General features: G+C 53.4%; 23 protein-coding genes and 1 pseudogene. 13 read left to right on the top strand and 11 right to left on the bottom strand.

What is annotated here, in order from left to right; all coding sequences use genetic code 11:
• The first annotated feature begins 104 nt into the window (after positions 1–104).
• A pseudogene (locus tag AAHF05_RS10065) lies at positions 105–706 on the top strand (site-specific integrase).
• Between the two features lie 98 nt (positions 707–804).
• Positions 805–1,758 carry a DUF4365 domain-containing protein gene (locus tag AAHF05_RS10060; protein WP_129325383.1) on the top strand — a complete coding sequence of 318 codons (954 nt, stop codon included), beginning with the start codon at positions 805–807 and terminating at the stop codon, positions 1,756–1,758.
• A 336-nt stretch (positions 1,759–2,094) separates the two neighbouring features.
• On the opposite strand, the gene AAHF05_RS10055 is transcribed toward AAHF05_RS10060, so the two are convergent.
• Both AAHF05_RS10055 and AAHF05_RS10050 read right to left on the bottom strand, forming a co-directional pair.
• The gene (locus tag AAHF05_RS10055; protein ID WP_129325381.1) at positions 2,095–2,331 is read right to left on the bottom strand and encodes a hypothetical protein; all 237 of its coding nucleotides are present in this window, start codon (positions 2,329–2,331) and stop codon (positions 2,095–2,097) included.
• Positions 2,331–2,591 carry a hypothetical protein gene (locus tag AAHF05_RS10050; protein ID WP_028017368.1) on the bottom strand — a complete coding sequence of 87 codons (261 nt, stop codon included), beginning with the start codon at positions 2,589–2,591 and terminating at the stop codon, positions 2,331–2,333. Before AAHF05_RS10050 ends, AAHF05_RS10055 begins: the two co-directional genes overlap by 1 nt.
• A gap of 265 nt (positions 2,592–2,856) precedes the next feature.
• Between AAHF05_RS10050 and AAHF05_RS10045 the strand changes: the two genes are divergently transcribed.
• Complete coding sequence (locus tag AAHF05_RS10045; protein WP_129325378.1) at positions 2,857–3,258, top strand: SgcJ/EcaC family oxidoreductase; 402 nt, start codon at positions 2,857–2,859, stop codon at positions 3,256–3,258.
• Between the two features lie 53 nt (positions 3,259–3,311).
• On the opposite strand, the gene AAHF05_RS10040 is transcribed toward AAHF05_RS10045, so the two are convergent.
• Positions 3,312–3,767, bottom strand: a complete 456-nt coding sequence (locus AAHF05_RS10040) for a hypothetical protein (RefSeq protein ID WP_129325376.1) — start codon at positions 3,765–3,767, stop codon at positions 3,312–3,314.
• Positions 3,768–4,194: 427 nt separating this feature from the next.
• On the opposite strand from AAHF05_RS10040, the gene AAHF05_RS10035 reads away from it, so the two are divergent.
• Together AAHF05_RS10035 and clcB are read left to right on the top strand one after the other, a co-directional pair.
• Positions 4,195–4,818: a glutathione S-transferase family protein gene (locus AAHF05_RS10035; protein WP_108090028.1), complete on the top strand. Its 624-nt coding sequence runs from the start codon at positions 4,195–4,197 to the stop codon at positions 4,816–4,818.
• Between the two features lie 101 nt (positions 4,819–4,919).
• A complete protein-coding gene (gene clcB / locus AAHF05_RS10030) occupies positions 4,920–6,230 on the top strand; it encodes a voltage-gated ClC-type chloride channel ClcB (RefSeq protein WP_129325374.1) in 1,311 nt (436 codons plus the stop codon).
• Here clcB and bioD read toward each other — a convergent pair.
• The 3 genes from bioD to AAHF05_RS10015 all read right to left on the bottom strand — a co-directional run bounded on the left by bioD (position 6,165) and on the right by AAHF05_RS10015 (position 9,237).
• Positions 6,165–6,860 (bottom strand): dethiobiotin synthase, encoded by a 696-nt coding sequence (bioD, locus tag AAHF05_RS10025; protein WP_028017363.1) that lies wholly within the window; start codon positions 6,858–6,860, stop codon positions 6,165–6,167. The two genes, clcB and bioD, sit on opposite strands and share 66 nt — an antisense overlap.
• Before the next feature lie 129 nt (positions 6,861–6,989).
• Positions 6,990–8,210, bottom strand: coding sequence for a sugar metabolism global transcriptional regulator Mlc (gene mlc, locus AAHF05_RS10020; protein ID WP_028017362.1), 1,221 nt, complete (start codon positions 8,208–8,210; stop codon positions 6,990–6,992).
• Positions 8,211–8,331: 121 nt separating this feature from the next.
• A complete protein-coding gene (locus AAHF05_RS10015) occupies positions 8,332–9,237 on the bottom strand; it encodes a LysR family transcriptional regulator (RefSeq protein WP_129325372.1) in 906 nt (301 codons plus the stop codon).
• A gap of 121 nt (positions 9,238–9,358) precedes the next feature.
• Between AAHF05_RS10015 and AAHF05_RS10010 the strand changes: the two genes are divergently transcribed.
• From AAHF05_RS10010 to AAHF05_RS09995, 4 genes are all read left to right on the top strand, one after another.
• Positions 9,359–10,612, top strand: a complete 1,254-nt coding sequence (locus tag AAHF05_RS10010) for an MFS transporter (protein ID WP_049005701.1) — start codon at positions 9,359–9,361, stop codon at positions 10,610–10,612.
• A 74-nt stretch (positions 10,613–10,686) separates the two neighbouring features.
• The gene (locus tag AAHF05_RS10005) at positions 10,687–12,171 is read left to right on the top strand and encodes a carboxypeptidase M32 (RefSeq protein WP_129325370.1); all 1,485 of its coding nucleotides are present in this window, start codon (positions 10,687–10,689) and stop codon (positions 12,169–12,171) included.
• Positions 12,172–12,574: 403 nt separating this feature from the next.
• On the top strand, positions 12,575–13,042 hold the full coding sequence (gene asr / locus AAHF05_RS10000) for an acid resistance repetitive basic protein Asr (protein ID WP_028017358.1): 468 nt from the start codon (positions 12,575–12,577) through the stop codon (positions 13,040–13,042).
• A 278-nt stretch (positions 13,043–13,320) separates the two neighbouring features.
• Positions 13,321–14,142 carry a serine protease gene (locus AAHF05_RS09995; RefSeq protein WP_129325368.1) on the top strand — a complete coding sequence of 274 codons (822 nt, stop codon included), beginning with the start codon at positions 13,321–13,323 and terminating at the stop codon, positions 14,140–14,142.
• Positions 14,143–14,214: 72 nt separating this feature from the next.
• On the opposite strand, the gene mdtI is transcribed toward AAHF05_RS09995, so the two are convergent.
• Both mdtI and mdtJ read right to left on the bottom strand, forming a co-directional pair.
• Positions 14,215–14,544 carry a multidrug/spermidine efflux SMR transporter subunit MdtI gene (gene mdtI / locus AAHF05_RS09990; RefSeq protein ID WP_028017355.1) on the bottom strand — a complete coding sequence of 110 codons (330 nt, stop codon included), beginning with the start codon at positions 14,542–14,544 and terminating at the stop codon, positions 14,215–14,217.
• Entirely contained in the window at positions 14,531–14,893 is a 363-nt protein-coding gene (mdtJ, locus tag AAHF05_RS09985) for a multidrug/spermidine efflux SMR transporter subunit MdtJ (protein WP_028017354.1), read from the bottom strand. Before mdtJ ends, mdtI begins: the two co-directional genes overlap by 14 nt.
• A 421-nt stretch (positions 14,894–15,314) precedes the next feature.
• Here mdtJ and AAHF05_RS09980 point away from each other — a divergent pair, with 421 nt between their 5' ends.
• The gene (locus AAHF05_RS09980; RefSeq protein WP_028017353.1) at positions 15,315–16,349 is read left to right on the top strand and encodes an AI-2E family transporter; all 1,035 of its coding nucleotides are present in this window, start codon (positions 15,315–15,317) and stop codon (positions 16,347–16,349) included.
• Between the two features lie 3 nt (positions 16,350–16,352).
• Here AAHF05_RS09980 and AAHF05_RS09975 read toward each other — a convergent pair whose 3' ends face one another.
• Together AAHF05_RS09975 and AAHF05_RS09970 are read right to left on the bottom strand one after the other, a co-directional pair.
• The gene (locus AAHF05_RS09975; protein ID WP_049007253.1) at positions 16,353–17,300 is read right to left on the bottom strand and encodes a zinc-dependent alcohol dehydrogenase family protein; all 948 of its coding nucleotides are present in this window, start codon (positions 17,298–17,300) and stop codon (positions 16,353–16,355) included.
• 28 nt (positions 17,301–17,328) lie between these two features.
• Positions 17,329–18,354 carry an LLM class flavin-dependent oxidoreductase gene (locus AAHF05_RS09970; RefSeq protein ID WP_028017351.1) on the bottom strand — a complete coding sequence of 342 codons (1,026 nt, stop codon included), beginning with the start codon at positions 18,352–18,354 and terminating at the stop codon, positions 17,329–17,331.
• 178 nt (positions 18,355–18,532) lie between these two features.
• Between AAHF05_RS09970 and yajD the strand changes: the two genes are divergently transcribed.
• On the top strand, positions 18,533–18,880 hold the full coding sequence (gene yajD / locus AAHF05_RS09965; RefSeq protein WP_049007252.1) for an HNH nuclease YajD: 348 nt from the start codon (positions 18,533–18,535) through the stop codon (positions 18,878–18,880).
• Between the two features lie 333 nt (positions 18,881–19,213).
• Here the strand turns inward: yajD and AAHF05_RS09960 are convergent, their stop codons facing one another.
• Positions 19,214–19,999, bottom strand: coding sequence for a MipA/OmpV family protein (locus AAHF05_RS09960; RefSeq protein WP_129325366.1), 786 nt, complete (start codon positions 19,997–19,999; stop codon positions 19,214–19,216).
• A gap of 124 nt (positions 20,000–20,123) precedes the next feature.
• On the opposite strand from AAHF05_RS09960, the gene AAHF05_RS09955 reads away from it, so the two are divergent.
• Positions 20,124–20,819 carry a response regulator gene (locus AAHF05_RS09955; RefSeq protein WP_029739347.1) on the top strand — a complete coding sequence of 232 codons (696 nt, stop codon included), beginning with the start codon at positions 20,124–20,126 and terminating at the stop codon, positions 20,817–20,819.
• Positions 20,816–22,012 carry a cell wall metabolism sensor histidine kinase WalK gene (locus tag AAHF05_RS09950; protein ID WP_049008080.1) on the top strand — a complete coding sequence of 399 codons (1,197 nt, stop codon included), beginning with the start codon at positions 20,816–20,818 and terminating at the stop codon, positions 22,010–22,012. The genes AAHF05_RS09955 and AAHF05_RS09950 overlap by 4 nt, the downstream gene beginning before the upstream one ends.
• Positions 22,013–22,029: the final 17 nt, after the last annotated feature.

The following is a 22,029-nucleotide window of genomic DNA, read 5'->3' as shown; positions in this document are numbered from 1 at the left end:
AGACGTATACTTTCTCCGTTGCACGTAAGAACCATATATATGGCAGCTCTTCGCTCATAAGGGACAACCATACTCAAATCTCCCACATTGCAGGAGATTTGAGTATGAACACGTCACGGTGGAACAAAGACCGTATCATCGGCCAAAAAAACCACTTCAGATATCTCATATCTGGGAGATCCGAATCCGGCTTGAACTGGAAGGTAAAACGCGCGATTTAGCTCTGTTCAATATGGCCCTGGACAGTAAGCTTCGGGGCTGTGATCTGGTCAAACTCAAAGTATCGGATGTGGCATATGGTAGTTCGGTTTCAAGCAGAGCAACGGTGTTGCAACAGAAAACCGGTAGCCCTGTGCAATTCGAGATAACCAAAGGGACAAGAGAAGCTGTTGCTGCATTGATAAAGCTTAGCAATTTGCACAGTAAAGACTTCTTGTTTCGGTCTCGGGTCGGAACTAACCAGCACATTTCAACCCGGCAATACAACCGAATCTTTCATGGGTGGGTAGAAAAGCTTGGTCTCGAAGATTCTCTTTACAGCACACATTCCATGAGAAGAACAAAACCTTACCTGATCTACAAGAAAACCAAGAATCTCCGGGTGATCCAACTTCTGTTGGGTCATAAGAAACTGGAAAGCACAGTCCGTTATCTGGGCATTGAAGTCGATGATGCGTTAGAGATCTCTGAATCGATTGAAGTCTAAGGTTGTCAGGGCTGCAACAGCAGCCCTGTGCCAGAAGCGGACATTTTAAGCATTCGAGTGTAAGATCTGTTTTTTAATTTGTAATTTTAGGAGGTAACATGCCAAAGAAAAGACGGTCTATTAGCCAAGTAAAAGAAGACATTTCAATCAGGGTTCTGCGGGAAAAACTACCTCGCGAATGGGTCGTACATAGCTATGGCGCTGACTATGGTATTGATTGCGTTGTTGAATTATTTGATTTTATTGATGACAGTGAAAGTATTGCAGAAACCCTTGGTGAAAACTTCTTTGTACAACTAAAATCTTCAGATTGTATTGAATATTGTACACGTAAAGCCTATGCTCGTGGAAATGTAACCAAAGGAAATTTAACAGAAGATAAAAGCGATTTTGTCGAAATCCCTGTCGCAAAATTCAAGTTAGATATATCAGATGTTTTGACTGTTCAGTCTATAGGTATTGCAATTCCAGTATTATTGATACTAGTTGACACTAATACAGAAAAGGCATTTTTTATTTGCCTTAATGATTACATAGATAAAGTTCTTATACCAGAAGACCCGAACTATTCTAAAAAAGACTCAAAGACTATATATATACCTCTTGAAAATGAGATTCTGGATGATGAAGATGCGCTTATTCCATTACGTGCATATGGTAAAAGATCAAAAATGTATGGTGCATTCTCACTTTTTAACTATCAATTAAAAGAAATAAACCGATTACAAGGTAAAGCGGCCGTACAATTTCCTGTCTCTTTCGATGAAGCTATAGAGATGGTAAATAACTTTATTGTAATTGCTCTTAGACAAGATATATGGTCTGGACATGAATTTTGGAAACCGATGGTATGGAGCCAAAAGGAGTTGATCCAACTTCAAATAGATATTGATAAAGAGGTAAAACCTGAACATTATGAACATTTATTGAGTTACTGTTCCGAAGTGGTTTGGCATAAGTTAACAAATCTTTCAAATATGTATGAGGAGCTTGTTAGAGAATGGTTCATGCCAACCTTGCTAGCGACATTAACATCAGCCCGCCCTAAATAATAATAGTAGCAATGCTACGCAAAAGCATCCTAGCCCTAAATTCTTAAATAAGGGCTTCATATCAAATTGAAGCCTTTGTGAACAATAGAAACAACACTAAAGGACACCCCTATCACATTTAGTTGAATAGAAAAATAATAATGCGCCCACGACGATACAATTACTAACGTCCGTTCCTCGCTCAAAGCTGTCCTTGGGCCTAACCTACGATAGCTTCGTGCAAAGAGCAGACATACATATCTTTATATTGAGAGACTTAAACCGCTTTGCTAATGAGGACAGGCGATCTGTGCCCAACACGCAATACGACTTCCACAACTCGTTCAGCGCTGAAACTCACCAAAGCCAACGTCTCCTGGGCTCCTGCCAGGCTCCCTGCCACAGGTCAAAACGTGTGAGTGGTTCAATTTTTTTTAGGATGGCAGCTTCACCCGCGGATGAGAGACTTCGCTCCGAAATGGAAATACCGAAAAGGCCTTCAGCGATCGGGAATATTTCACATTCTGACGTCAGCAATCCCAATGCTTTTTCTATCTTGCTACGTTCTGCTTTGATAATTAACTGAAGTCCCATCAGCTTTTAAACTCCACAATGGCTACTTGTTCAAGCGCTTGCCTGACCTGGGCCTGAACATGATCAGGGATGGATTGCCCTCTGATGTCATAGACGACCCGGCATGTGTGAATATGCGGTGGAAGCTGCGATAGTCCCCAGCCTATTCTGGCAATATTGTATGCAATACTGAGTCTTATCGATTCTGGTGATAGCAGACCGTGGTTGGCCACAAGGAGAAACTCGCCGCGTTCTTCATTTATAAACTCCGGGGTAAACATTATTCCTCCCTTCCATTGTCTTCGCCAGCTTCTGGCAATTGAATGCTTTTTCATCAATGCCTTATTTTAGCAGGAATCCTGTTCGAGTTACGACGTCCGCTGGACGTTCAGAACGGATCTTAAACGTCGTTATCTCGTCAGCTATTCGCTCATAGCCGCCCTAACGTTACCTAAACCCCGAACTCCCCCCATAAAACCTGGTAGCTATACAAACGGACCAGGCTGTTACGTTAATACGTGTTAATCACTTAAAAAGGAAATGCGCATGACCCCACATCCGCTGCGTCAGATCATCGAATCCTGCGATCGCGCCATCACCACCAAAAACTATGACGCCCTGATGGTGTACTACGCCGAAGATGCGGCTCTGGTGGTCAAGCCCGGCATGACCGTTAAAGGTAAAGAAAACATCCGCAGCGCGTTTATTGCCATCGCAGATTATTTTCAGGATCAGCTGGTTGTCGAACAAGGAGAGATGCAGGTGATAGAAGGTGGCGGCAATGCGCTTGTTATCATGGAAACCATTCTGCGTTTTCCTGATGGCAAGGGTGGAAGAACGGAAATATCACGTCGCGCCACCTATGTTTTTCGACAGGAGAGCGACGGTCGCTGGCTTTGTACCATCGACAATTCCTACGGGACGTCACTGCTGGATACCGGGAACTGACAACTTCTATCACGACGTCAAAGGGGCACTACCGCCCCTCCATACCAGCACCCTTAATGCGCAGTAATGCGCGGCTCCTTCACAAACTCCGCCAGCAGCCACACCATATCGTGCAGCAAGCCCGTTAGCTCTTTCGCTACATTCGCAGGTAGCGTTCCGCCCTTAACCGCTTGTGTCAGCGCCAGAGCATAGTCCACCTGGGTCACGGTATCTTGCCAGCAGTCCGGTACGCAGGAGTTCAGTTTCTCACCCATGATCAGTTGCGCGATCAGGTCTGGCGGAAGATCGACATCGCAGAGTTCCCTTAGCTTCCGCAGGGCGTGCAGCAGACGCTCGCAAAGCGTCGTTAACATCGTTGCATCCTCGATTTCGACCAGCACACTTACCAGTGCAGCGCAGTTGTCGGCGACGACAAACAGATCGGCGTCAGCCGGAAGTGGCCGGGAGATAAGTTGCAGAATGACGCTTTCGTCAGATGGGAGGTAAGTCAGGGTTGGGATCGTAGACATCGTAAGGCATCCTCAGTGTACAAATTGGGTGAACCACCCGATGAGTTCCTACGCTCGAGGGGGTAGCGCTGACAGAGGTAGGAATACCGCCCACAGAGAAAACGGCCAGCCTTGCGGCTGCTCCGCCAGCGCCACCGCAATTTTAGCGATTGAAGCGCTGCCGCGACAAATAAATATCACTCTGTAGATACGGGTTCCTACGCCCGATTGCGGATGTGCCGCAACGCAGGCACTTTACGACCGCGATCGGTATAAGAAAAGACATAACCCTTAATTTCACAAGGTTACTTTGCGGTTTGCGAGGCGTCTTCCAGAAACGTTCCGTCTGGTCAGGAAAAGCACTCCCCACCAAATTTTGCCCCAACCTCCTCTGCTGAACTGATGTATTGTTTTCGCACAATGAACGCCTCTAAAGGACACCTGCGCAATGATAAACATCCTCGGTAAAACCACCTCTATCAACGTTCGTAAAGTGCTCTGGACCTGCGAAGAAGCCGGTATCGCGTACCAGCAGGAAGATTACGGCAGCGGCTTTGCCTCCACCGAAACGGATGAGTTTCGCGCGCTGAATCCTAACGCCATGGTGCCTGTGCTGATCGATGACAATTTCGTGCTGTGGGAATCCAACTCTATCTGCCGCTATCTGGCGCGCAAGGCAGGACGTTATGATCTGCTGCCGTCAGAGCCTCAGGCCTGTGCCAATGTCGAACGCTGGATGGACTGGCAGGCAACCGAGTTCAATAACGCCTGGCGCTATGTCTTCCCTGCGCTGGGGCGTAACAACCCGGACTATAACGATGCCGAAAGGATTGCAGCGGGGATAAAAGAGTGGAACAGGTGCATCACCCTCCTTGAGGGGCAGTTACAGCGCACCGGTGCCTTTGCCGCAGGCGAAGTGTTTACGCTTGCAGATGTTGTGCTCGGGCTGTCGGTGAATCGCTGGAAAATGACCCCTTTCGACAAACCTGATGTACCCGCCGTTGATGCCTGGTTTGAACGACTCAACCAGCGCCCGGCATTTTTGCGTCACGGTAATAACGGAATGGTGTAGAAATACGGCCGGGCGTCGCCCGGCTTTTTCGCACGCATACCTTTTGCTAACCCTGCCATTTCCCGCCACAATATTGCATCGACTCCGTTTAATCGCGACTCATGCAACGTCTTCACACTTATCCCGACATCCGGGCAATGTTTCGTCGACTCCTGATAGCCACCATCACTGGCGTACTGGCCGCGCTGGCCGTTGCGGTGTTCCGCCACAGCATGTATCTGCTGGAGTGGCTGTTTCTCAGTAACGACAGCGGCAGCCTGGTGAATGCCGCCGCCGCGCTCTCTCCCTGGCGGCGCGCACTGACGCCTGCCCTGGGTGGGCTGGCGGCCGGGTTACTGTTATGGGGATGGCAACGATTTACCGCGCAGCACCCTCACGCCCCAACTGATTATATGGAAGCGCTGGAGACCGGTGACGGTCAGTTTGACTACGGCGCCAGTCTGGTGAAATCCCTTGCGTCACTGCTGGTCGTTGCCAGCGGGAGTGCCATTGGCCGCGAAGGCGCGATGATCCTGCTTGCCGCCCTCGCCGCCTCCTTTTTCGCCCGCCGCTTTACGCCGAAATCCGAATGGAAACTCTGGATCGCCTGCGGCGCCGCGGCCGGGATGGCCAGCGCCTACCATGCTCCGCTAGCCGGAAGCCTGTTCATTGCGGAGATTCTGTTTGGCACGCTGATGCTGGCCTCGCTTGGCCCCGTGGTTATTGCTGCGGTGGTGGCGCTGCTCACGACGCATCTTTTAGCGCCCGGAACCCTCACGCTCTATGACGTACATCTGAGTGGCATACTCACCGCGGCAGATTATGCCCTGTTGCTCGCTATGGGTCTGCTGGCGGGCCTCTGCGGCCCACTGCTGATGTGGCTGATGACGTTCAGCCATGGGCTATTCCTGCGTATCAAACTTTCACCGCCGTGGCAACTGGCGCTCGGCGGTTTGATCGTCGGGCTGCTGTCCCTTTTGACGCCTAAGGTGTGGGGGAATGGCTACAGCGTGGTTCAGGCTTTTCTACTCGCGCCCCCGTTGCTGTCGGTCATTGCCGGTGTGTTTATCTGTAAACTGCTGGCGGTACTGGCCAGCAGCGGCTCGGGTGCGCCGGGAGGGGTATTTACGCCTACGCTGTTTGTCGGTATGGCGACGGGGATGCTGTTTGCTCAACTTTTCGCGCTGTGGTTACCGGGCTCTGAGACGGCAATTTTGCTGGGGCTGGCAGGGATGGCAACGTTACTCGCCGCAACCACACATGCGCCCATTATGTCGGCGCTGATGGTCTGTGAAATGACCGGGCAGTATTTTTTACTGCCCGGCTTGTTGGTCGCCTGTGTCGTGGCGTCCGTGCTGTCGAGGACGTTACGCCACGACTCGATCTACGGTCAACACGCCACCGAGGGCAGAGAGATCGATGTATTGCGCTAACTCGCGCTGCTCTGCGCGGGGCAGGTACGGCAACTCACCGACCAAAGGCCCAGGCAGTTTTGTGCTCAGCACGTCGATGATTTCAGCGTAGTGCGCAAGTCCTGGGTTGATGCGGTTTGCCACCCAGCCAATCAACGGCAGGCCGTCATTGGCAATGGCTTGTGCCGTCAGCAGCGCATGGTTAATGCAGCCTTCCTGGATACCCACAACCATCACCACAGGAAGTTGTTCCTGCACCACCCATTCAGACAGCGGGCGCAAATCATTCATCAGGCTGCGCCAGCCGCCCGTCCCTTCAACCACAACGTGATCAACCTTCCCGCTCAGGTTTGCCAGGCCATCAGACAGCAGGGGGTAATTAATCATACCGCTGTGCGCCACGCTGCTCTCCTCTTCGCTTAACGCAATTGGATTAACCGCGTCATAAGGCAGCTCCAGCGACGAGACGCTTTGCAGCACCAGAGCGTCTTTATTACGCAATCCCTCTGGCGTCTCTTTACTGCCTTTTGCGACCGGTTTGTACCCTGCAACGCGTTTACCGCTTGCAGCCAGTGCCTGCAGTAATGCGCGGGATACCACTGTCTTTCCGACAGAGGTATCTGTACCAGTAACAAAGAAACGCTTAAGCATGACTCGCTCCACCTCTTGGGTATGCTTCGAAATATAAACCAGGTAAATAATTCAGTGGGGGAAGTCTACGGGAAGCGTGCGCTACCCGGCTTGAGATAGCGCAATTTTTCTTACATCTGCGGAAAAGAGTTAACCCTGTAACAGGCGGATCAACAGCGAGCCGTTATACATGGCATCTTTGACCAGCGCCGCACCTGCCATCGTGCCCTGGTTGGAGAATTGGGTACTTTCTACCGCAATATTTTTGCTATACGCAGGGAGCGACTGCTGATGAATGCAGGCCGAAATAGCCGGGAAGAGGATCTCCGCCGCCTGGCTGAGTGGTGAACCAATCAGGATTTTTTGCGGATTAAAAAGATTCACCATAATGGCCAGAATGCGGCCAACGTTGTTACCTACACCGGTAATAATGTCCTTCGCCAGGAGATCGCCCTGACGCGCGGCAGCGCAGAGGGAATCCACCGTTAAGGGTTGTCCGTGTAGCGAGGAACTCATGGACTGGCCGAGCCTCGCCTGCGCCAGTTCCAGCACGCTTTCCACGCTGGCAATCGTCTCCAGACAGCCATGGTTCCCGCAATAACAGCGTTTACCGTAAGGGTCGACCTGGGTATGGCCGATTTCGACCAGACTACTGCTTCCGGCATGCAGAAGGCGTCCGTCAGTGATAACACCCGCCCCGACGTTATGATCGATGACAACCTGAATGACGTCTCGCGCACCACGTGACGCGCCAAACAGTGCCTCAGCCATCGTCCAGGCGCTGATGTCATGCTGAATATAGACCGGCACACCGGTATGGTTTTTCAGCACTTCACCCAACGGCATCTCTTTGACATCGTCGTAAAACGGCATACGGTGAACAATGCCGTTTTCGGTATCAATAATGCCCGGCATGGTGATAGCTATCGCCGTTAAGCGTTCAAGCCGCTGCTGATGGCGGATAAAGAAGTTATCAATATGCGAGACAATCGCATCGAGGAGCGGTTCCTCAGCATTGAGCGGCAGTTCAAGCCTGTCTTCCACCACCAGTTTGCTGCTCAGGTCGCGCAGCGCAAGGAAGATTTCTCCCCGACTGATGCGCAGTGACAGGTAGTGCCACGCTTCCGTCTCGACCACCAGCCCGACCGCCGGACGGCCACGGCTGCCCGGCTCCTGGATCTCGGTCTCCTGAACCAGGTGGGCTTCCAGCATTTCGCGGACAATCTTGGTGATACTGGCAGGTGCCAGTTGTGCCAGGCGCGAAAGATCGATACGCGAAACCGGACCAAGCTGATCAATCAGGCGATACACCGCGCCAGCGTTGGTCTGCTTAATCTGATCAATATGCCCTGGCTGACTATCAGCAACCACCTCGTACTCCCTTATTTTCGAGCTTCGAAATAAACTGTGGGCTATGGTGAAGCACTTCCATGGCCGTCGTCAAATATTTACTTAGCCATGTGATTTACTGCACATTTTTACCCGTATTTCCCTATAAATATCGCCCGGCAGAGGCGCTAATTAACTGCTGTTTAAAACGCTGAGCGGCATGACTCTGTTCATGATGTTTTGACCATACCAGCCACATCTCTGAAACGGCGTCCTCTTCAGCGATGGTAACCCAGCGCATTTCGCGCAATTGTACCCGTTTAAAGGAGGCCGGAAGAATAGACACGCCCAGCCCGGCAGCGACCAGACCAATAATGGTCATCGCCTCCCCAACTTCCTGAGTGATAACCGGGGCAAGATCGTAGCGGCGCATCAAACCCAGAATATCATCATACAGGCCCGTCCCGACCTGCGGGTCAAAAAAGACAAACGGTTCTTTTGCCAGCTCTTCCAGCGTGACAGACGAACGCGAAGCCAGCGGATGATCGTGAGGGATCATCGCCATCAGCGGTTCGCGCAGGATCACCTGCCACGACAGCGTGTCCGGCAATTGAGTGTTACGCATCAGCCCCAGATCCAGCGAACCTTCATTCAGTGGCGCAATCTGTTCGCGGGTATTAATTTCGCGCGTCTGAATATGAACATCCGGAAAATGCCGGCGGAATGAGGAGAGTGTCTCCGAGACGGGGCTGATAAACGGTGCGGACGAGGTAAACCCGATCCGCAGTTCTCCGGTTTCCCCGAGATACAGCCGTTCTGCCCGGGCCGCGGCCTCCTCGACCATACTCAGGATTTGTCTGCTGTCGGCCAGAAACTGTTTTCCCGCTGCCGTCAGACTCACGCTGCGGTTAGTACGGGCCAGAAGACGCGCCCCAACCTGCTGCTCCAGGATCTGAATCTGCTGGCTTAGCGGTGGCTGAGAGATATTCAGTCTTGCCGCCGCGCGGCCAAAATGCAGTTCTTCTGCAACGGCAACAAAGTAGCGGAGGTGACGCAGCTCAATATTCATATTTTTAAAGTATCATTTGAGATTATTAATATATTAGACAGAATATTTACATTTTCCTACTCTGATCGTGTGGTCATACCCGTCACCAGAAATCACGGGGATGTTTAAGCAAGGAAACTGTGTGAGTCGTACAACTGCCATTGATATCGATCCGGCCAGAGATATCAATGATTTACCCGTAGCATCTCAGCCGGTTCAGTTCATTAAACGCGGTACACCTCAATTTATGCGCGTCACGCTGGCGCTCTTCTCAGCGGGTCTGGCAACGTTTGCATTGCTCTATTGCGTTCAGCCGATCCTGCCCGTTCTCTCTCACGAGTTTGGCGTATCGCCTGCCAGCAGCAGCATTTCGCTCTCAATTTCCACCGGGATGCTGGCGATTGGCCTGCTCTTTACCGGCCCACTTTCCGATGCCATCGGTCGCAAACCGGTGATGGTTACCGCGCTGATGCTGGCCTCGGTCTGTACGTTACTCTCGACCATGATGACCAGCTGGCACGGTATTCTGGTGATGCGCGCGCTGATTGGTTTATCGCTCAGTGGGGTTGCCGCTGTAGGGATGACCTACCTCAGCGAAGAGATCCACCCGAGTTTTGTTGCCTTCTCAATGGGGTTGTACATCAGCGGGAACTCCATCGGCGGGATGAGTGGGCGTCTGCTGAGTGGGGTATTTACGGACCTCTTTAACTGGCGTATTGCGCTGGCTGTCATTGGCTGCTTCGCCCTTGCCTCTGCACTGATGTTCTGGAAAATTCTGCCGGAATCGCGCCATTTCCGCCCCACCTCGTTGCGCCCTAAAACGATGTTTATCAACTTCCGTCTGCACTGGCGTGATAAAGGGTTGCCGCGCCTGTTTCTGGTCGGCTTCCTGCTGATGGGCTCCTTCGTCACGCTGTTTAACTATATTGGCTACCGCCTGATGCTCTCACCGTGGCATCTGAGTCAGGCCGTTGTCGGTTTGCTTTCTGTCGCTTATCTGACCGGAACATGGAGCTCCCCAAAAGCCGGAGCGATGACGGCACGCTTCGGGCGGGGACCGGTGATGCTGGTATTCACAGGCGTGATGTTACTCGGCCTGCTGTTGACGCTCTTCTCCTCCCTGTGGCTGATTTTTGCCGGGATGCTGCTCTTCTCCGCGGGATTCTTCGCCGCCCACTCGGTTGCCAGCAGTTGGATTGGCCCACGCGCCCGTCGGGCCAAAGGTCAGGCGTCGTCGCTTTATCTGTTCAGCTACTATCTCGGTTCCAGTATTGCCGGGACGCTCGGCGGCGTGTTCTGGCATAACTACGGCTGGAACGGCGTGGGTGGGTTTATTGCGCTGATGCTGTGCGCCGCGCTGCTGGTTGGCGCCAGTTTGCATAAACGTCTGCATTAACAATCCGCCGCCTTCGTGTTTAAATCAAGCCGATGCTAATTTTTGTCATCGGCTGATTCAGACACGAGGACTTCATGAAAAACAACAACTACCAACAACTCACCCGCACCTTCCAGCGTCTCTCCCGATTCTCCCACCTCTCCTCCATCGCCAGTTGGGATATGTTCACCATGATGCCGCCAGGCGGCAGCGCTGCCCGTGGCGAGGCGCTGGCGGAGATAAGCGTCCTGCAACACCAGATCCTGACCGATAAAAAAGTCGGCGACCTGTTAGCGGCGGCGGCAGATGAAAATCTGAATGATATCGAACAAGCCAACCTGCGCGAAATGACGCGTCAATATCAGCAGGCCTCGCTGCTGCCAGAATCGCTGGTGGAAGCCAAATCCCTGGCGGGCAGCAAGTGTGAACACGCCTGGCGCACGCAGCGCCCCGCCAACGACTGGCAGGGCTTTTCCGCCAACCTGAAAGAGGTGGTCAAACTCAGTCGCGAAGAGGCTCGCCTGCGGGCCGAAGCCAAAGGCTGTACGCCGTACGACGCGCTGCTGGATATTTTTGAGCCCGACATGACCAGCGCGCGTCTGGACGTCCTGTTCGGCGATATGAAATCCTGGCTGCCGGACCTGCTGGCAAACGTGGTGGAAAAACAGGCTCAGCGTGCGTTTGTTCCACCGCAAGGCCCCTTCCCGACAGCAACACAGCGTGAGCTGGGGCTGGAAGCTATGCAGATGTTGGGCTTCGATTTTAACGGCGGACGCCTGGACGTCAGTGCGCACCCTTTCTGCGGTGGCGTACCGGAAGATGTGCGAATTACCACGCGTTATGATGAGAATGAACTGCTGAGCGCGCTTTTTGGTGTGATTCATGAAACCGGGCACGCCCGCTACGAACAAAACCTGCCGCGAGCGTGGGCAGGACAGCCTATCGCTCTGGCACGCTCCACCGCCATCCATGAATCCCAGAGCCTGTTCTTTGAGATGCAACTCGGCCGCAGTGAGGCCTTCCTCAAACATCTCCTCCCTGCAGTGCACGCTCGCTTTGGCAGCCAGGCGGCGTTCAGCGAAGAGAACTTTATTGCCTGGAACCAGCGCGTGAAGCCGGGCTATATTCGCGTCGATGCGGACGAAGTGAGTTACCCGGCACATGTGGTGCTGCGCTATGAGATTGAACGTGCGCTGATCAACGGCGAGATCGAGGTGGACGATATTCCCGCCCTGTGGGACGAGAAAATGCAGGCCTGGCTCGGATTATCCACCAAAGACAACTACCGCAACGGCTGCATGCAGGATATCCACTGGACCGACGGCGGTTTTGGTTACTTCCCGTCCTACACGCTGGGCGCGATGTATGCTGCACAGCTATTCCATGCAGCAAAGACTGCGCTTCCGGGTCTACAGGCCTCCATCGCTGAGGGCGATTTTTCCGCTTTGTTTGACTGGCTGCGCCAGAACATCTGGCAGCACGGTAGCCGCTTTACCACGTCGCAGTTAATTACCCAGGCGACAGGTGAAGATCTGAATATCCGCTACTTCCGGGAACACCTGACTTCGCGTTATCTGTAATCTGTTTGGCCAGGGCTGAGGGATCTCCAGTAAATTTTTTAAGCAGAAGCGATTCAGATTTTCCAGGCGTAATAATTGACTCGCAGCGACGCCCTGGCCCGGGGTCGCCATGGTGGTGGCGATTGAGCCACCCTGGCACGTTCACCGGTGTTGTCATTACAGAGTAGCAAGGAACGACCACTACAGCCGTATGTTCCCCCTCACTCCTGCCCTCTCCCTCTGTACACCCTCAAGGGAGAGGGGGTCATCTGTGCAAGCATTATTTTCTGGGGAGCCCCGGCAATGTACATATGGTTACACAGCGATACCAATCACTCACGGAAACCTCGAATTTACAGGGATATAGTTATTTCAACGGCCCCGCAGTGGGGTTAAATGAAAAACCAAATTCGAGGGTATGAGAATGAATAAAGTATTAGCTCTGGTTGTTGCCGCTGCTATGGGTCTGTCTTCTGCTGCGTTTGCTGCTGAAACTACTGCAACCGCTGCACCGGCTGCCGCTCCAGCTGCAACCACTACTGCTGCTCCAGCAAAAGCGGTTCACCATAAGAAACATCATAAAGCAGCAGTGAAAAAAGAAGCCGCTGCACCAGCAACCGCAGCACCAACCGAGCAGAAAGCTCAGGCTGCCAAAAAGCACCACAAAAAAGCCGCTAAACCGGCTGTAGAGCAGAAAGCGCAGGCCGCTAAAAAGCACCACAAAAAAGCGACCAAACCAGCTGTAGAGCAGAAAGCGCAGGCTGCTAAAAAGCACCACCACAAAAAAGCGACCAAACCAGCTGTAGAGCAGAAAGCTCAGGCCGCTAAAAAGCACCACAAAAAAGCAGTAAAACACGAAGCTGCTAAACCAGCTGCACAGCCAGCTGCGTAAGAGTACAAGCTTAATCGTGCCCTTCGGGGCACGTTGGTAAACCGGCGCTGAACCGGAACAGGTTCCGCGCCGTTTTTTTATCCGGAGGGCGTATGCTGCGACGCTATCGGTTTGAGCTGATCCTGATCCTGCTTATTTTATGCGCGCTCATCGCAAGCCATTTTTATCTTTCCTGATTGTAGCACGCTGATTTTACTCCCACTTTAGCGCTGTCCCGTCTATAGTATTTTCATAGGGTTCACTTTTAATAATCATAATTACCCCCACCAGAGTGTGATATGCGTAAATCTGTTGTGTTGTTACTGGGAACGTTTGGCCTTTTTTCTGGATTTTCACATGCGGATGATGGCGGTGATGACACCATTAGCGCGAAAGATCTAAAAACGCTTTTTTTCGGTCATGATGACCGGACTCGCGTCACCGATCCTACCCAGGCGCCCTGGGATGCGATAGGGCAACTGGAAACCGCCAGCGGTAACTTGTGTACCGCGACGTTGATCACCCCGCAGCTTGCCCTGACGGCCGGCCACTGTCTGTTGACACCGCCAAACGGTAAGCCAGACAAAGCGGTTGCCTTGCGGTTTGTGTCGCAAAAAGGAATCTGGCGCTATGAAATCCACGGTATTGAAGGCCGGGTTGACCCTTCTCTCGGCAAACGCCTGAAACCCGATGGTGATGGCTGGATAGTGCCACCGGCAGCCGCCTCATGGGATTTTGGCCTGATCATTTTGCGCTACCCGCCTTCAGGTATTACGCCGCTGCCGTTATTTGACGGAGATAAAGCCGCACTCACCGCCGCCCTGAAAGCTGCCGACCGCAAGGTGACGCAGTCAGGCTACCCTGTTGATCATCTGGATGCGCTTTACACTCACACCGACTGTGTTGTGACGGGCTGGGCACAAACCGGCGTGCTTTCGCATCAGTGCGATACGCTGCCAGGCGACAGCGGTTCACCGTTAATGCTGAAAACGGATAATGGCTGGCAATTGATTGGCGTCCAGAGTTCCGCGCCTGCGGCGAAAGATCGCTGGCGCGCAGATAACCGGGCGTTGTCTGTTACCGGTTTTCGCGACAAGCTGGAAGCGCTGGCGCAACAGTAAATCAGCACGATCTGATCTGATAGTACGACAGGCAGCGAATTTCGCTGCCTGTAAATAATGGCTGTCAGTATATCAGGCGAGTTTTATCATGATCATACCAGCAAGCAGTAATATCAATCCTACCCAGCCTTTGTTATTTAAACGCTGACCGAAGAGCACCCAACCTGCTGCCAGCGTGGCGGCGATACCAAACCCTCCCCACAACGCATAGGCAACAGAAAGGTCGATTCCTTTTACCGCCTGGGACAGGGCACTGAACGCCCCCAGAACCGCCGCAATCGACATCAGTCCGTACACTTTACGGCGAAAACCATCCGAGAATTTCAGCAGGACGTTAGCCAGAATTTCCAGCACGATGGCAAAACCCAGCCAGGCCGCATGAACCCATTCAAACTGTTGCATGGTTCTGCTCCTTCTGCTGTTTTGTCGGCTTACGAGTACCCGATTTAATCAGCACAATACCCGCAACCAGGGTCGTTAACCCGGCAACCTTCATCGTGGAGAGCGTTTCGTCAAATATCATGACGCTGAACAGTGTAATCAGCAAAATACCGATCCCCTCCCACAGGGCATAGGCCACACCCAGCGCAATTTTTTTCACTGCAAATGAGAGGAAAATATAGGAAAGTGAAATCATCACCAGCATTAAAATAAAACCGGTGTTGCCATCGCTGACACTTGCCCATTTCATCGACAACGTGCCAGTAATTTCAGCGATAATAGCCAGAGCTAATAAAATCCAGTAAAACATGTTTTTCTCCTGCTTGAGAATATAATCCATCGTGGCCCGCCGCGAACAGCAAACCAAAAAATATGAAATTAAATCGGACAGCTAAGCGCGTAGCGCCAGCTCAGGCAGAAGATGTGACTATAGTGCGGTGCGCCAGTGTTGCTCACCAGAAAGCAGGCAGAAGGAAGAGGAAAATACAGCAGTATTGTTTGAAAAGTACGTCCTGAACAAATTGTCCATAAAATTACAATTATCCGCGGTGTTGCTTCTCGTCTTTGCGGATCAAAATTGTCCTCGGTAGTTAAACACGCCAGATTTGTACCATAAGTCAGGATTTTACTCAAAGTCTTTGCAATTCTTTACCCACCCCGTTTGATTTTGGTTGCTTTATTACAGCGGGTTTCGCATTTATTATAAATAAAAAGATTATTCCGGAGTCACCATGGCTAAACCCATCATTACCCTGAACGGGTTAAAAATTGTCATCATGCTGGGCATGCTGGTGATCATTCTGACAGGCGTTCGTTTTGCCGCCGACATCATTGTCCCCTTTGTTCTGGCGCTGTTTATTGCGGTGATCCTTAACCCGCTGGTACAGCGTATGACTCGATTACGCATTCCGCGCGTACTGGCGATCACCCTGCTTATCAGCATCATTATTATTGCGATGGTTCTGCTCGTCGCTTACCTGGGGACGTCGCTCAATGAACTGGCGCGAACATTGCCGAAATACCGTTCGTCACTGGCGATACCGCTCCTGCAAATTGAACCCTGGCTGCAGCGCGCAGGCATAGAAGTCTCGGTTGAGGAGCTCCTGAAATATATCGATCCCAACGCGGCCATGACGCTTGTCACCAGCCTGCTGGCGCAACTCTCCAATGCCATGACCTCTATTTTCCTGCTGTTCTTAACGGTGGTGTTCATGTTACTGGAGGTACCGCAACTTCCCACAAAGCTGCAGCAGATCATGGTTCGTCCGGTTGAAGGTATGGGGGCAATTCAACGTGCGCTGGACAGCGTTTCCCGCTATCTGGTGTTAAAAACGGCCATTAGCCTGGTCACAGGAGGGGTGGTCTGGGGAATGCTCATGGCGCTGGATGTCCGCTTTGCATTTGTCTGGGGGTTACTGGCATTTGCGCTGAACTACATCCCTAACATCGGCTCCGTACTGGCAGCAATTCCTCCTATTCTTCAGATGCTGGTTTTCAGCGGGTTCTATGACGCGTTGATTCTGCTGGCAGGATATCTGGTGATTAATCTGGTGTTCGGCAACATTCTTGAGCCACGGATGATGGGACGTGGACTGGGGTTGTCCACACTGGTGGTATTTTTGTCCCTTATTTTCTGGGGCTGGCTGCTCGGCCCCGTTGGGATGCTGCTTTCCGTTCCGCTGACCATCATTGTGAAGATTGGCCTGGAACAGACGGCAGGTGGGCAAAGTATTGCCGTGCTGCTGAGCGATATGAGCCATCAATAGCGGTCACGCCATCATCGACAGGATAGGCTTGCCGGTTCTGCCACCTTCACGGTACGCACTTAGCGCCCTCTGCCATTCCGTCAGAGGGTACACCGTGGCATGGCTGTACTGGCTACCACGCAACTGAGGCCAGATGCGTTCGAACTCGGCATGCCACGCCTCCACGCTGAGGGCATCGAGATAGTTGCGAATATGAAACCATGCCACGCGCGGCATGGGGCGCTGCTGACGGAAGGTTTGCCCGGAGAGCAGTCCGTAGCAAACAAACATGCCCTGCTCGGGCATCACGTTGAGAATAGCTTCCGCAAGCGCTCCTCCGGTCGCATCGTAAACAACATCGGTACACGCAGCGATAGCGCCGATTCTCGTCGTATCCTGTTGCGCGACGGGAATGATCCCCATCGCATCCAGCCTTTCAGCATGTACAGGCGAACGGTGAATACCGTATACCGCTTGCGCTCCCCTCTGACGCGCCCACTGCCCGAGCAGAATGGCACAGTCAGAACCGGCAGCCGTGAGCAACACCCGCTTTCCCTGTGGTGGATAGTGAGCGAGCATCATCTGCGCCGCCAGCGGATTGATATAGGCCCGTGCGGCCAGGCGTGAGTCGATATTGTCCGGAACGGGGATCGCATACTCAGCCGGGCAATCAACATAGCGCTGCCAGGTTCCCTGCCCCCGTAAGGGTAAGACGCGCTTGCCCACCAGCCCCGTGAAGGGGGCTGGTGCCTGGGTCACAATCCCGACGCCTTCATACCCTGCCACCGCCGGTAGCGGCGTCCGGTGGCGATAGGCCCCGGTAATGGGGATAAGATCGGACGCGTTCACCGGGGAAAACAGCATTTGCACACGAAGATGACCCGGTGCAAGCTCGCCCAATGGCGCTGTTTCCGGCTGCAGAACAGAATCTGGCTCGCCAAAACGTCGATACCAGAGGGCCAGGTTTTCCATTACGATCTCACGGCTGATTACAGAATGGCTACTCGCGCCAGCCCATTGCCGGTGCGACATGTTTGAGAATGGACTCAATCACATGCGCATTGTAATCCACACCAAGTTGATTCGGCACGGTCAATAATAACGTATCTGCCTCGGCAATCGCGTCGTCCTTTTTCAACTGTTCAATCAGCTTATCAGGCTCTGCGGCATAGCTACGTCCGAAGATTGCACGCGTTTTCTCATCAAGATAACCGACGCTATCGCTGTCGCTCCGGCTGGAGCCGAAGTACATCCGATCGCGATCGTCCATCAGCGCAAAAATACTGCGGCTAACCGAGACTCGTGGCTGACGCGTATGCCCTGCTTCCGCCCACGCCTGACGGTAAGCGCGGATCTGTTTTGCCTGCTGAATATGGAACGGCTCACCGGTTTCATCGTCTTTTAAGGTAGAACTTTGCAGGTTCATTCCCAGTTTTGCCGCCCACACTGCAGTCGCATTCGAACCGGCTCCCCACCAGATACGCTCGCGCAAACCGGCGGAATAAGGTTCAAGGCGCAGCAACCCCGGCGGGTTCGGGAACATAGGTTGTGGATTCGGTTTTGCAAAACCTTCTCCACGCAATACCTCAAGCAGTACCTCGGTATGGCGGCGTGCCATATCAGATTCGTTTTCCCCTTCCTGCGGGACATAGCCAAAATGACGCCAGCCATCAATAACCTGCTCCGGGGAACCCCGGCTGATGCCAAGCTGCAAACGCCCACCTGAGATCAGATCCGCGGCTCCAGCATCCTCTGCCATGTACATCGGGTTTTCATAGCGCATATCAATGACGCCAGTACCGATTTCAATGGTTTTCGTTTTGGCGCCTATTGCGGCCAGCAGGGGGAACGGGGAGCTCAGCTGCCGGGCAAAGTGGTGCACACGGAAATACGCGCCGTCTGCACCCAGCTCTTCGGCCGCCACGGCCAAATCAATGGACTGAAGCAATGTATCCGCTGCTGAACGCGTGCCGGACTGCGGTGAAGGTGTCCAGTGACCAAACGACAGAAACCCGATCTTTTTCATAACGATTTATCCTGATGGGACTTTGCATCTCACCTACTTTACGCATTACCCGGTAAGAATAAATGCCGTTTATTTAACGGAATGATTCAAATAAATTGACAGAATTGAGGGGTTCGTCATTACGCTCCATAATGGGATATAATATCCCCCACTCTTTTCATGGCAGGTAAAACCGGCAATGGCTTTGATCCCTAAAAACTACGCGCGACTGGAAAGCGGCTATCGCGAAAAAGCATTAAAAATCTATCCATGGGTGTGTGGACGCTGCTCGCGAGAGTTTGTTTATTCCAATCTGCGTGAACTCACGGTTCACCATATCGATCACGACCATACCAACAACCCGGAAGATGGCAGCAACTGGGAACTGTTGTGCCTGTTTTGCCATGACCATGAACACTCGAAATACACCGAAGCGGATCAGTACGGTACCACCGTGGTTGCAGGGGAAGACGCGCAAAAAGAGGTGGGCGTCGCCACGTTTAACCCGTTCGCCGATTTAAAAGCGATGATGAATAAGAAGAAATAAGCTCGCACCGCCCATACCAGCCGTATGGGCGGCTCAGGAAAGGATAAAGGCCATGGACACCCTCCGCTGCTACTGGGATATGTTTTATACACCTACGGTTTACTTTTCACGAGAATACTTTGCCTCATACTTCTGGTCTGGCTGTGCCATGATTTTCTGCGCCGCCCAGGGAAAAACGCTGCTGATGCCGCTGGCCCGATCGCAGAAGCCGATGCCCGGGAGCGATATCAATGGCGTTTTCAGCTGTGGTCATTGCGAACGTTACAACTCCTCTGCCTGCTCTCACTTTTCTGGATGCTTATTAAGGGACTCTTTGCCTGACCCTTTCCCTCGTTAAAATGTCCAGGTAATTGCGGCGGTTGCAGACCCCTCATTACGCCGCATCACGATCGGGCTGTTATTCGCATGGTCGCCCAGCCAGGTATAGTCCGCACTCAGCACCGTCCCCCAGTGGGCATCGAACTGATGGCTCCAGGTCAGGCTGGTGTCGACGCCATAGAATCCACCCGGCGCAGCATAGCGGCGATATCCGGTGCGTCGGCTCTGCTGCTCGCTTACCCCATACCAGGTATTCAGATAACGGCTGTCGCCAAACAGGGCCGCAGACTGAAAGGCGACCGTGTCCTGGTTATTTTGTACGGGGATCAGCGTAACGGAAGCCTGATAGCTTGCCCCCTGGCTGTCCGTTAACGGCAGCGTCGCTTTGCCTTCCATACTCAGCCATGGTGTGGCCTGCCAGCCCACGGCAAGGCCGGTATTCAGGGTGGCATCAATGCCCCTCATCCCTTTCAGATTGTTTGCGCCCTCACGCCAGCCAGAATTTTTATCAGCCCTTCCGAAGTCGTAGCCCAGCGTGTGTTCGAAATACCAGCCGCTGTCGTTTTGCAGGTCATATCCCCCCCCTTTTTGCGCATCAATAAAGAAAGCGCCTTTGCGTCCCTGCAGCACCGGAACCACCTGCCACACCTGCTTGTCTGAGCCTGAGTAACGCGGGGCATACTGCCCCCCAAGCCCGACTGTGAGGGAATCGAACGCGGTGCCATCATCCGCCTGCGCGCCGGAAGCCACGGCCATCAGAAGCGGGACGGACATATACAGGACTTTTTTTATCGCTATCATACTGCTCTCCATACGGACGCTGGCGCCTCCTGATACGGGGGCAGCCACACAACGTTGGCGCAGTATGATTTGGGTGAATCAATGAATCGTCGGGATAGTGTTAAGAAATGGTCAAGGTGAACGGATGTTGTCCAGAAGAGTGCTGATTATTGAAGATGACGCCGATGCGGCCGGCGTGCTCGAAGCCTATTTACGGCGGGAAAATTACGACGTGACCATTACCGGAGACGGTCATTCCGGGCTGGATATGGCGCAGCGGTGGAAGCCCGACCTCATTCTGCTGGACGTGATGCTGCCGGGGCTTAACGGCACCGAGGTGCTGGCTGGCCTGCGTCGTAAAAGCGATGTGCCGGTGATCATGGTCACGGCCATGGGGGATACCCCTGACCGCATTGGCGCCCTGCGATACGGTGCCGATGATTACGTTGTGAAGCCTTATCATCCGGGCGAAGTGGTGGCTCGGGTGCAGGCGGTGCTGCGGCGCAGCAGTAAAAAAGAGACGGACGAAGCAATCCTTCGCTGGCAAACGCTGGAGGTGGACGTGGCCGCCATTGTGGCGAGCGTGGATAACGGCGGCGACGCGCCAGTGATGCTCGATCTTACGCCAACGGAATTCTCGCTTCTGGCAACGCTGCTGCGTTCTCCGGCGCACCCGTTCTCCCGCCAGTATTTACTGGAGCACTGTTTGCCGGAAAGCGAGGCGCTGGAGCGCGTGGTGGACACCCATATTTATAACCTGCGTAAAAAACTGGAAGCGGCGGGGATCTCCGGCGTGCTGATCAACGTTCGCGGCGTGGGTTACAGGTTCAGACAGCCATGATTAAAAATCAGCACTCCTCTCTGTGGCGCTGGATTTGCGCGCGTATTCTGGCGCTGGCTATCGGCAGCGTGATCGTCATTGCCACCTGCATGTGGCTGCGCTATGCGGTTCAGAACTACTGGATAATGGGCAAAATGCCAGCGGCGGTCCGCCAGGAGTTTCTGACGCTCAGCCAGAACCCGCAGGCCAATCCGGCCCGCTTCCACTCGATTGTGGACACCTGGTGGGGCCTGAGCTATTCCACGCCGTCTATCGCCTCAGCCGACTGGGCCACGGTGGCCCTGCTGGTGCTGGTGATGATCCCGTTTATTGTGGTGATGGGGCTCAAACACGCCCGGCCGCTGGCGCTGCAGTTCAGCCGCCTTCGCGATGCGGCAAAGGATGTCGCCGACGGGCAGTTTGGCCGCCAGGCGGAACTGATCGAGGATGCGCCGGCTGAAATGGTCAGCTTTGCGACCGACTTTAACTCCATGACGGGGCAACTCGCCCGCTATGAAAAAGAGCTCCGCGCATCGCACGTCGCGATGGCGCACGAGCTGCGCTCGCCCCTGACGGCCGCCATAGGGCGTCTGCAGGGCATGTTAGACGGCGTGTTTGATGCCAGCCCGGCGCAGCTGGGCATGGTGATGAAACAGCTCCAGCACCTCAACCGCCTCACCGATGAGCTTCACCTTCTCTCGCTCGCCGACGCGGGTAACCTCGTGCTGGAGGACCAGCCGTTCTGTCTGGATGAGCTGATTCAGGAGCGGGCTGCCTGGATCATGCCCGAGGCTGACGCGCATCATTTTCGGATAACGCTTCGCAACCCGCGTACCAGCCCCTTCAGAGGCGATGCGTTCCGTCTTGGACAGGTCGTTACCATCCTCATTGAAAATGCGCTACGTTACGGGCGCGATGGCGGCCACCTTGAGGTGGCGCTGCACTACGCCAGCGGGCATTACATCCTCGAATTTACCGATGACGGGCCGGGCGTTTCGCCACAGTTCTTACCGGAAATGTTTAAACGCTTTAGCCGCGAGGAGCAGTCCCGCGCGCGGCATTCCGGCGGCAGCGGCCTCGGTTTATCCATCGCCCGTGCGATTTGCGAGGCGCATGGGGGTGAGATTAGCGCGTCATTACCGGAAACCGGCGGCCTCGCCGTGTGCATTTTATTGCCCTGGCATCCGTCCGGTAATGAAAATCTTCACTCTTGATAAAGCCTTGACAGAAC

This window comes from Enterobacter adelaidei, from assembly GCF_041937165.1.
Lineage (GTDB): Bacteria > Pseudomonadota > Gammaproteobacteria > Enterobacterales > Enterobacteriaceae > Enterobacter > Enterobacter adelaidei.
This window is presented reverse-complemented; position numbering and strand designations above follow the sequence as displayed.